Annotated in this window: 7 protein-coding genes and 1 pseudogene; 4 read left to right on the top strand and 4 right to left on the bottom strand. The window is 65.4% G+C overall.

Annotated features, from left to right (window positions below):
- The 4 genes from MXAZACID_RS15460 to MXAZACID_RS15475 form a co-directional block, all read left to right on the top strand.
- The coding region (locus MXAZACID_RS15460; RefSeq protein WP_008495432.1) for an iron ABC transporter permease at positions 1 to 677 on the top strand (677 nt) is incomplete at its 5' end.
- Positions 674 to 1,735, top strand: a complete 1,062-nt coding sequence (locus tag MXAZACID_RS15465; RefSeq protein ID WP_051060399.1) for an ABC transporter ATP-binding protein — start codon at positions 674 to 676, stop codon at positions 1,733 to 1,735. The genes MXAZACID_RS15460 and MXAZACID_RS15465, both read left to right, overlap by 4 nt.
- A gap of 343 nt (positions 1,736 to 2,078) precedes the next feature.
- Positions 2,079 to 4,541 (top strand): methyltransferase domain-containing protein, encoded by a 2,463-nt coding sequence (locus MXAZACID_RS18000; RefSeq protein ID WP_144052834.1) that lies wholly within the window; start codon positions 2,079 to 2,081, stop codon positions 4,539 to 4,541.
- Positions 4,542 to 4,581: 40 nt separating this feature from the next.
- Positions 4,582 to 5,724: a glycosyltransferase gene (locus MXAZACID_RS15475; RefSeq protein ID WP_205619832.1), complete on the top strand. Its 1,143-nt coding sequence runs from the start codon at positions 4,582 to 4,584 to the stop codon at positions 5,722 to 5,724.
- 84 nt (positions 5,725 to 5,808) lie between these two features.
- On the opposite strand, the gene MXAZACID_RS15480 is transcribed toward MXAZACID_RS15475, so the two are convergent.
- From MXAZACID_RS15480 to MXAZACID_RS15495, 4 genes and pseudogenes are all read right to left on the bottom strand, one after another.
- Positions 5,809 to 7,197 (bottom strand): amidase, encoded by a 1,389-nt coding sequence (locus tag MXAZACID_RS15480; protein WP_008495436.1) that lies wholly within the window; start codon positions 7,195 to 7,197, stop codon positions 5,809 to 5,811.
- A 23-nt stretch (positions 7,198 to 7,220) separates the two neighbouring features.
- Positions 7,221 to 8,156, bottom strand: a complete 936-nt coding sequence (locus MXAZACID_RS15485) for a choline kinase family protein (RefSeq protein WP_039885652.1) — start codon at positions 8,154 to 8,156, stop codon at positions 7,221 to 7,223.
- A 10-nt stretch (positions 8,157 to 8,166) separates the two neighbouring features.
- On the bottom strand, positions 8,167 to 9,108 hold the full coding sequence (locus MXAZACID_RS15490) for a phosphotransferase family protein (protein WP_008495438.1): 942 nt from the start codon (positions 9,106 to 9,108) through the stop codon (positions 8,167 to 8,169).
- A pseudogene (locus tag MXAZACID_RS15495) lies at positions 9,105 to 9,358 on the bottom strand (hypothetical protein); the annotation flags it as partial. The pseudogene MXAZACID_RS15495 and the gene MXAZACID_RS15490, both read right to left, overlap by 4 nt.

The raw sequence follows: 9,358 nt of genomic DNA on the forward strand, positions 1-9,358 counted from the left end.
TGGCGGATGTCGCGCTGTTCGGCGAAGCCGCGCCGGCCGATCTGTTCACGGCGATCCCGCGCTCGCTCGGCTATGGCGCGCTCGCCGCCAGCCTGACGCTGGGGCTGGCGATGGGGCTGCTGAAGCTGCAGCGCGGCCGGCATCCGCTCTTCGCCGCGCTGCTCCAGGCCGGGCTGAGCGCCAATATGGCGGTGCCGGGGCTGGTCCTCGGGGCGGGCTATGTCGTTGCCTTCAATAATGACATTTTCCCGCTCTACGGCACGGTGCTGCTGCTGGTCATCGCCTATGCCGCCGGGACGCTGCCGATGGCGATCCGGCTCGTCGGCGGGGCGCTGGCGCAGCTGGATGCGCGGCTGGACGAGGCGGCGCGGATTTTCGCCCTGTCGCCGCAGACCAGGCTGATCGATATCGAAGCCGCTCTTCTGGCCCGCCCCGGCCTGCAGGCCTGGCTGCTGGTGGTGGCGACGGTGATGTTCGAGCTGCCGGTCTCCGAGCTGCTCTACGTGCCGGGGCAGATGCCGCTCAGTGTCGCCATCCTCGCCGCCGATATGGGCGGGCGCTACAATGAGGCCGCGCAGCTGGCGCTGCTCGGCATGGGCACGCTGGCGCTGCTGGCGCTGGGGCTGAATCTGGCGTTGCGGCTGGGCCAGACAAAACCCGCCCCGGAGGCTGCGTGAAGCAGAGTTTGAGCATCGCAGGGCTCAACCGCCGCCTGGGCGGGCGGGAGGTGCTGCGCGGCATCGAGCTGGCTTTGGGGGAAGGCCAGTTCCTGGTGCTGGCCGGCGAGTCCGGCTCCGGCAAAACCACGCTGCTGCGGCTGATCGCCGGGCTGGACCGGCCCGATTCCGGGCGGATCAGCCTGAATGGCGCGCTGGTGGAGGATGGCCGGCACGGCTTTGTGCCGGCGCAGCGCCGGGGGCTGGGCATGGTGTTCCAGGATTTCGCGCTCTGGCCGCATCTGAGCTGCCTGGAGAATGTCGCTCTGGCGCTGCCGGCGGGCACGGCCAAACGCAACGATGCGGCAAAGGCGTTGCTGGCGCGGCTGCGGGTGGAGCATGTGGCGCATCGCCGCCCGGCGGAGCTCTCCGGCGGCCAGCAGCAGCGGGTCGGCATCGCCCGTGCCCTGGCCAGCCGGCCGCGTTTGCTGCTGCTGGACGAGCCGCTCTCCAGCCTGGATCTGGAAAGCCGGGAGATGCTGCGCGAGGAGCTGCGCGAGAGCGTGCGCGCCGCCGGCATTGCCGCGATTCTGGTGAGCCACGACCCTGAGGATTGCTGGAAGCTGGCCGACCAGGTGGCGGTGCTGGAAGCCGGGGTGATCCGCCAGCACGGCACGCCGATCGATCTCTGGCGCAGCCCGGCCTCCCCCTATATCGCGCGCTTCACGGGCGCGCTGGGCGGGGTCTGCGTGTCGGTCCGGCGCGAAGGGGAGCAGGCCAGGCTGGTGTTGGGCGGCCGCGCCTTCACCCCCCGCGGCCCCGCGCCGCGCGGCACCCAGGCCAGGCTGTTCTGGCGCGGCGAGGCGGTGCGCCTGGCCCCGGCCGAGTCCGGCATCCCGGCGGAGGCGCTCAGCGCCAGCTTCGAGGCCGGCCGCTTCCTGGTGCGCTGGCGCCTGCCCGGCGAAGGCCTGGTCCTCAGCGGCTATTGTCAGCTCCCGGTCAGCCCGGGGCTGCATCGCATCGCCATCGATGAGGCGGGGCTGTTCTGGTTCGAGACGCAGGCTGCGGAGGCCTCGTGAGCGGCGCGGGGCGTGCCCCGCGGTGCAGGGTTGAACGACGGCGCAACGATTTTATTCGCGTTTTTTGAAAGCCTTGTCCACGACGCCGCCTTGTCCACGACGCCGAAGATGTGCGCAGTGAAGCGCGGCCGCAGCGCCTTGTTTCGTAATGGGGGTGTGGATTCGGTATGGAACAGCGGAATTGCGTGGAGCCGTCCAGACCGGCAAAACCGAGGCTTCGCCTGTGCAAAACCCGGGCATAAAGTGCGAAACCGAATAAATTTGGGACGATTATCTGCCCTATTTACTAATCGTTTAGTTTGCTCAATACCAATGAGACGGCCTGAGTGATTGGAGTTCTAAATTGGCACGTAGCCCCGATGGCATGTTTCGCTTGAAGCAGCCCTCCTCCCCGTTGCCCTTTTCAGGTGAACGCCTGACCACCGATTTCGGTGGCCAGGTTGAGCTTGAGCACCTCCATCGCTATTGCTTCGCGCGCGATTTCTGCGTGGACCGCGATGTGCTGGATATTGCATCCGGGGAGGGCTATGGCAGTTCCATGCTGGCCACGGTTGCGCGCCAGGTGGTGGGCGTGGAGTTGGCCGTGGAGGCGAATCTTCATGCGCAGAGAGAATATTCGGCATCGAATCTGAACTTCATTTCCGGCGACGCCACCGCCATTCCACTGGATGACGCATCCTTCGACGTCGTGGTTTCGTTCGAAACATTGGAACATCTTCGGGATCACGAGCGCTTCCTGGCCGAAGTCCGGCGCGTTCTACGGCCCGGTGGCATTCTGATCGTCAGCACGCCCGACAGGCTCGTTCATTCCGGCATCGGCATGGGGGTCAACCCGTTTCATATCCGTGAACTTTCGCGCGCCGAGTTCGAAACCGCCCTTGCGGCGCATTTCAAGAACATGCGGGTTCTGCCGCAAAGAACCTTCATCGGCTCAGCCATCCTCGAAGGCCGCGCCGGGGTGCGAACCTACGAGAAACGCGATGCCACGACAATCGAGGCGACGACAGGGCTGGCGCGCGCCGTCTATCTGATCGGTGTCGCATCGGATGCCGAACTGCCTGCTCTGCCCGACAGCGTGTTTGCGCACGAACAATCGGTCGATGCCATATTCCGGCAGCTCTCGGATGCGCGGCAGGTCGGCGACGACGCCAAAGCGGCGCTGGCCGCCAACGACCTCGCCCTTGAAAAAGCCAAGCGTGACCTGGCCGAACAGCGCGCGCATGAGCGGCGCAGCCAAGCCGGCCTGGCCGAGGAGCGGCGGACCAGGGCGCGCCAGGACCATGAATTGCAGGCTCTACGGGCATCGCTTCAGCAAATGACCGAGCGGGCGAATGCGCTGCAGGTCCAGCATGGAGAAGCTGAAGCGCTGCGCGCCATCGCGGCCGACGCCGTCGCACAGAAAGAGGCGATCGTTCATTCCACGAGCTGGCGTGCAACCTATCCGTTGCGCCGGATTGCCACGCAATTGCCGGCTCCGGCCCGGCAGCGTTTAAAAAGGGCGGTCAAAGCCCTCTACCGGCCAAACAGCCTCCTGCAAGCCAAGCCGGGGACAGCGGCGTCTGTCGCCGCGCCGATCGAATTATTGGCGGAGCCCGGTATTGCCCCGGCGCTGTCCCCGGCAGCCGAGCCCGCCTCGTCGCTCCCGAGCGTGTCCAGCCTGTTGGCGGCGCGGTTTCCGTCCCTGCAGCCATTCGATTGTTTTCCGGCGGCAACGGCGCAGAAACGTATCTCGCTGGTCACGGATAGCGTCGGCCCGTCCTCGCTGTTCGGCGGTGTCGGCACGGCCATCATCCTGGGTGCGTTGCTGGCCAACAAATTCCAGGCGACGTTGCGTATCGTCACGCGCACGGAAGAGCCCGACGCATCAGCGGTCAATGAGGTGCTACGCCGCAATAATGTTAGTTTGCACGGCCCGCTAGAAACCGCGATGGCACCGCTGGATGGAAGCAAGGTACTGCCGGTTTCGGCAGATGAGATTTTTCTGACCACCTCCTGGTGGACGACCAAAGCCACACTGGGAGTTGTGCCGGCGTCACGTATCATCGCGCTGATTCAGGAAGATGAACGCCTGTTTTATGCGCGTGGCGACGAGCAGTTGCTCTGCGCAGAGACGATGGGCCATCCGGCGCTGCTGACCGTGATCAACACCGAGCGGCTTTTCCAGCATCTCACCTCCGGCGCCGAGCCTTTCGAAAATCTCAAGGAAAACGGGTTATGGTTCGAGCCGGCTTTTCCAGGCGGGGCGAAGGCGCGCAAATCCACCGTAAAGCGGCGGCTATTCTTTTATGCGCGCCCCAATAATCTGCGAAATCTTTTCTGGCGTGGCATCGAGGCGTTAGACGAGGCTGTTGCCGTCGGCGCCTTCGCGCCGGATCGCTGGGAAATCCATCTGATAGGCCGTGATATTCCGAAATTCAAGCTGGCTCGTGGCGTTGTTCCGCAGGTTGTGTCGCATCTCTCCTGGGGAGATTATCAGGAATTTATCGCGAGCCTGAGTGCCGGATTCGTGCTCATGGATACGCCGCACCCCTCTTATCCGCCTTTGGATATGGCCATTGCGGGTGTCCCGGTTCTGACCAATACTCATCCCGGAAAGTATGATTTGCTGAATTATTCAGGGAATATCTTAACTGTTTCGCCCAGCGTCGAGGGTTTGGTGGCGGGGTTGCAGCGGCTTGAGGCGCTGGCGGAGGACGAAGCGGCCATTCAGGAAAACCGCAAGGCCGATCATATCAACCGCGACTGGACGCTGGCGCTTGAAGCCGTTGTGTCTCTGATCGATCAAAAATTGAATCGCGCAAACTGAGATGTTCTATAATCTTCTCGACGGAACCTTGCCCAAAGAAATGCTCTGGGACAATCAGAGCCTGGACACACGTCTCGATGCGTTGCGCCGTGGCAAGCCCAGGATCGCCTGGCTGTATGAAAAACGCGATACCAGCACCTTTCGCTATCGCTGCTTCAACCCGCCCGCCACGCTGGAAAAAATGCGCCCGGATATCGGCGCGGCCTGGTTCGAGCGGCAGGATATTCCGGCCCTGATCAAGGAGCTGTCCGGGATCGACGTGCTTGTCATATGCCGGTTCCGCTACGATGCCGAGTTGGCGCGCTTGATCGTCGCGGCGAACGGCGCTGGTACGAGATTGCTGTTCGACTGCGACGATATGGTGTTCGACATCAACCAGGTCCATCTGGTGCTGGACACGCTGGACCAGCCGACCGATGCCGAAGTGCATTGGGATTTCTGGTTTGCCTATTTCGGCCGCATGGCGGCGACGGCACGTTTGTGTGAAGCCGCGATCACCACGAACGAGTTTCTGGCGGCGCGCATCTCGCAAGCGTTTCCTTATCTGCCGGTGCATATCGTTCCCAATTATTTTGCTCCAGATCAGGAAGAGGTCTCGCGCGCCTTGCTGGCCGCCAAGCGCAAGCGCGGGTTTCAGGGGACGGGTGATATCACCATCGGATATTTCAGCGGTACGCCGACGCATAATAAGGATTTTGCCATTGCCGTCCCCGCTCTGGCGCGTCTGATGGCTGAAAACAGCTCGGTGCGGCTGCGCATTGTCGGGTTTCCGCCGCCCTCGGAGGCGCTGCAGCCTTCCATGGATCGGGTCGAAATCCTACCGTTGCAGGACCCGTTGAACCTGCAGCGCGTCATCGCCGAAGTGGAAATCAACATTGCCCCGCTGCAGGATAATCTGTTCACCAACTGCAAAAGCGAGCTGAAATTCTTCGAAGCGGCGGCGGTCGGCACATGGACCATCGCCACCCCGACACTGCCCTTCCGCCACGCGATCCAGGATGGCGTGACCGGGCGCCTGGCGCGGGCCCATGAATGGGATTTCGCGCTTGCGGAAGCCATCGAGCTTGTCAGCAAGCCCGAAGCCTACGCGGAGATCGCGGAAAAGGCGGCCAGCGACGTGTATGATCGCTATGGCTCGGAGCGTCAGGTCGACAAAATTCTCGCCGCGGTCGGGTTGGGCTGACGCCCACGCAAGGCCCCGCGCCCGTAGCACGCCGGCCACCTCAACGCAGGCGCTGCCCATGCCGCCCGGACCGGCTCATGGCGCTCACAGCTCCGGGGGTGTCAGCTCATGCCAGGTGGTGGCACGCTGAAAGGCCTGGCCGATGCGCAGCACCAGCGCCTCCGCACAGGCCCGCCCGCAAATCTGGATCGAGAGCGGCAGCCCGTCGCCGTTCATCCCGCTCGGCAGGGCCAGCGCGCAGCCGCCGAAGAGATTGATCGGCCGGGTCAAGATGCTCGGCCCGCCGCTTTCATCGACATCGGCCAGCGGAATTGCCGGGTGCGGGGTGGTCGGCAGGATCAGCGCCTCCACCGGCTCGATCGCCGCCAGATACGCCTCGGTCAGCTCCTGCCGGCGCCAGACCAGCTGCAGATACTCCTTCACCGATATGCGGCCGGAGAGAATGCGCGCGCGCGTGGCCGGCCCCATCGGGCTGTCCGGATCCTCCGCCAGATCGCCATGCGCGCCATAGGCCTCCCCGGCCAGGATCTGCGACAAGGCGGCCAGCTCCGCCAGCGTCTGCGGCAGTTTCACGGTGACGATCTTCGCCCCCAGCCGGGCGAAGCCGAGCAGCGCATCCTCGTAGGCGGCCGCCATGTCGGCATCGACCGCGCAGCCGCAATCGCCCAGATCGATCCGGCCCAGCCGCAGATCGCGCACCCCCAGATGCAGGCTGGCGGCCGGATCATCCACCGGCAGGCCCAGCGTCGCCGGATCCTGCGGATCCGGGCCGCGCATGGCGAGATACATCAGCATCGCATCCTCGACGCTGCGCGCCATCGGGCCGGGCGTATCCAGCGAGGGCGAGAGCATTTCCACCCCCTGCGTGCTGATCCGCCCATAGCTCACCTTCAGCCCGGTGATGCCGTTGAAGGCGGCGGGGATTCTGACTGAGCCGCCAGTATCCGTGCCCACCGCCAGCGGCAGCATCCGCGCCGCCACCGCCACGCCGGAGCCGGAAGAGGAGCCGCCCGGCGTGTAATGACCCTGCGGCTTCCAGGGGTTTTTCGGGGTGCCGAGATGATGGTTGGTGCCCCAGGCGCCGAAGGCGAATTCCACACTGTGCAGCTTGCCGAGCGAGATGGCGCCCGCCGCCATCAGCTTCTGCGCCAGCGTGGCGGTATAGGGCGCGCGCCGGTGCAGATGGATCTTCGATCCCGCCGTCCAGATCTTGCCTTGCACCGCCACGAGGTCTTTCAACCCCACCGGCACGCCATGCAGCGGCCCGAGATCACATCCCGCCCGCAGCGCCTTGTGCGCGGCCTGCGCCGCCAGCAGCGCTTCGGTTTCATGCAGCTCGATGAAGGCCTGCAGATGCCCATCCAGCGCCTTGATCCGCGCCAGGCAGCTTTGCACCGCCTCCACGGGGGACAGGCTGCGCGCGCGATAGGCCGCCGCCAGTTCGGTGGCGGTCAGCAAATAAGGGTCTTTCATGCCATCCTCTTCAGCCTGTCAGCTTACATATGCCGCAGCCAGACCGGCCAGTCGGGATGGTAGATCTGGGTGCGGGCGCGGCGATATTTCCAGGTGCCGTATTTGTGAAAATCGAAATCGAGCGTCGAGACCGCTTCCTGCACCATCGCCCAGCTCGCCCATTTAATGTCGGCCAGCCCCTTCAGCACATTCACCCGCGCCTGCGCGGCGCGGTCCAGCCGGCCGAAATAGGCTTCGATCATCTCCTGCTCGATCTCCACCGGGAAGGCCATTTCCGTGAACCACAGCGCCAGCTCATAGGCGCGTTCATTGTTGGTGGCGTATTCGAAATCGACCAGCAGCAGCTCATCCGCCGCGTTGATCATGAAATTCCCGGCCAGCGTGTCGTTCATGCACGGCACCAGATCCATCCCGGCGGCCTGCAAGGCGTCCTGTGCGTCCGCCACGCAGCGGCGCATCTGCGCGATATCCTCGGGCAGCCGCGCGCCCACCTGGGCGATCTGCGCCAGATGCTCATCGATCGCCTCGAACACCGTCTTGGTGAGGGACAGGCGGGGGGAATCATTGAAGGCGCGCAAGGCCCGCACCGCGTTATGGCGAACCGTTCCGCGCATGAAATCCAGGTTGGAGCTGGCCCGGTAGCCATGCGCGAAGGCGAAGATCTCCACCCCCTCCGCCGGCAGAAACTCGACCACCTCGACCCCGACGCCGCAGCCATGCGCGCGCCTGCTGGCTTCGTTGGAGGCCTCGCGGCTGACGAACATCTCCGTGCCGCGCCCTGGCACTTTCAGAAAAAAAGCCTGACCCGCCGCGTCGGCGACGCGCCAATTATGGTTGCTGATGCCGCCCGCCACCGGCCGGTAGCGCATCGTCTGGCCGCGCCAGGCGTCAACCTGGGCCAGCACCGCCTCGATGCGGTGCTCGTCCTCGGTGCTGGCCTCGCCTGTCTGTTTCCACATCACCAGCACCTCATACCGTCCGCAGCCAGAGCTCAAAATCCCGCATCGTCATCGTGGTGCGGGCCTGGAACAGCCGCCAGGTGCCGTATTTCCAGAACTCGATGCCGTCGCGTGGCGCGGTCACGGCGCGGGTGAACCCCCATAGCCCCCACATCAGATCATCCACCGCCCCGTAAAGCCGGCAGCGGGCGAACAGCGCCTCGTCACAGCGCCCGGCATAGGCTTCGATGGCGGCGCGACGCGGCGCGTCGAAATCGCAAACCTCGTTGAGCAGCGCGCCGACATCGTACCAGGGGTCGTTATCGCCGCCGATATCGAAATCCACCAGCATCATCTGGCTGCCGTTCAGCATGATGTTCGAGGCGGCGGCATGGTTATGGCAGAAGCGAAGATCCATGCCCGACGCGATCAGCGCCTGCTGGATCAGCGCGGCCTGGCGCAGCAGCGGCGCGGTTTCCGCCGGCAGGGGCACCTGCGCCGCCTCGGCCTGGGCCTGCAGCTGCGCGATCCGGGTGAACGGGCAAAAGCGCCGCCCCAGATTGTCGCCCTCATGCAGGCGTTTTTTGGCGGCGAGCACGGCGGCAAGCGTGGCGGGGGGCTGCAGATCGCCGGTGCGGGCATAGCGCCAGGGCAGGGCGAGATAGGCGAAGCCGAGCAGACCCGGCCGCGCCAGCACCAGCGCCGGCGCCACCCCGGCCCGCGCCGCCAGGCGGGCGGCGGCGCCATCCGTATCCAGCAGATCATCCTGCATGTCCGGGTGCGCCAGCTTCAGGAATAGCGGGTCCGCGCCGTCCGGCTGCGCCAGCACGCAGGCGGAGGCCACCGCCCGATGCAGCGGCGAGGCCACCGGGGCCGCCGCCGACCGCAGGCTGATCTCGCGTCCCGGGAACAAGGGCGCCAACCGCGTGCGCAGATCCGCCGTTTCCGCCATGCCCATCTCCGCCGCGCTCATGCGTGCAACGCCAATGCCGCTTCCGGCACCGCCTTCGCCTGGCACAGCCCGGTGGCCGCGCGCAGCGCCACCTCGAACCCGGCCGCGAGATCCGGGGCGGCGGTATCCTCCGCCTCGTTATGGGTGATGCCGCCGATGCTGGGCACGAACATCAACCCCACCGGGCAGATCGAGAGCAGGCTCAGCGCGTCATGCCCGGCCACCGTGCTCATCTCCAGCCATTCCAGCCGCGCCGCCTGGGCGCAGGCCC

This window comes from Acidocella sp. MX-AZ02, from assembly GCF_000306035.1.
Taxonomy (GTDB): Bacteria; Pseudomonadota; Alphaproteobacteria; order Acetobacterales; family Acetobacteraceae; genus Acidocella; species Acidocella facilis.

Excerpts from the sequence above, each read along its gene's own strand:
- MXAZACID_RS15475 (WP_205619832.1), top strand. The coding sequence starts at position 4,582 with ATGCTCTGGGACAATCAGAGCCTGGACACACGTCTCGATGCGTTGCGC.
- MXAZACID_RS15480 (WP_008495436.1), bottom strand. The coding sequence starts at position 7,197 with ATGAAAGACCCTTATTTGCTGACCGCCACCGAACTGGCGGCGGCCTAT.
- MXAZACID_RS15485 (WP_039885652.1), bottom strand. The coding sequence starts at position 8,156 with ATGTGGAAACAGACAGGCGAGGCCAGCACCGAGGACGAGCACCGCATC.
- MXAZACID_RS15490 (WP_008495438.1), bottom strand. The coding sequence starts at position 9,108 with ATGAGCGCGGCGGAGATGGGCATGGCGGAAACGGCGGATCTGCGCACG.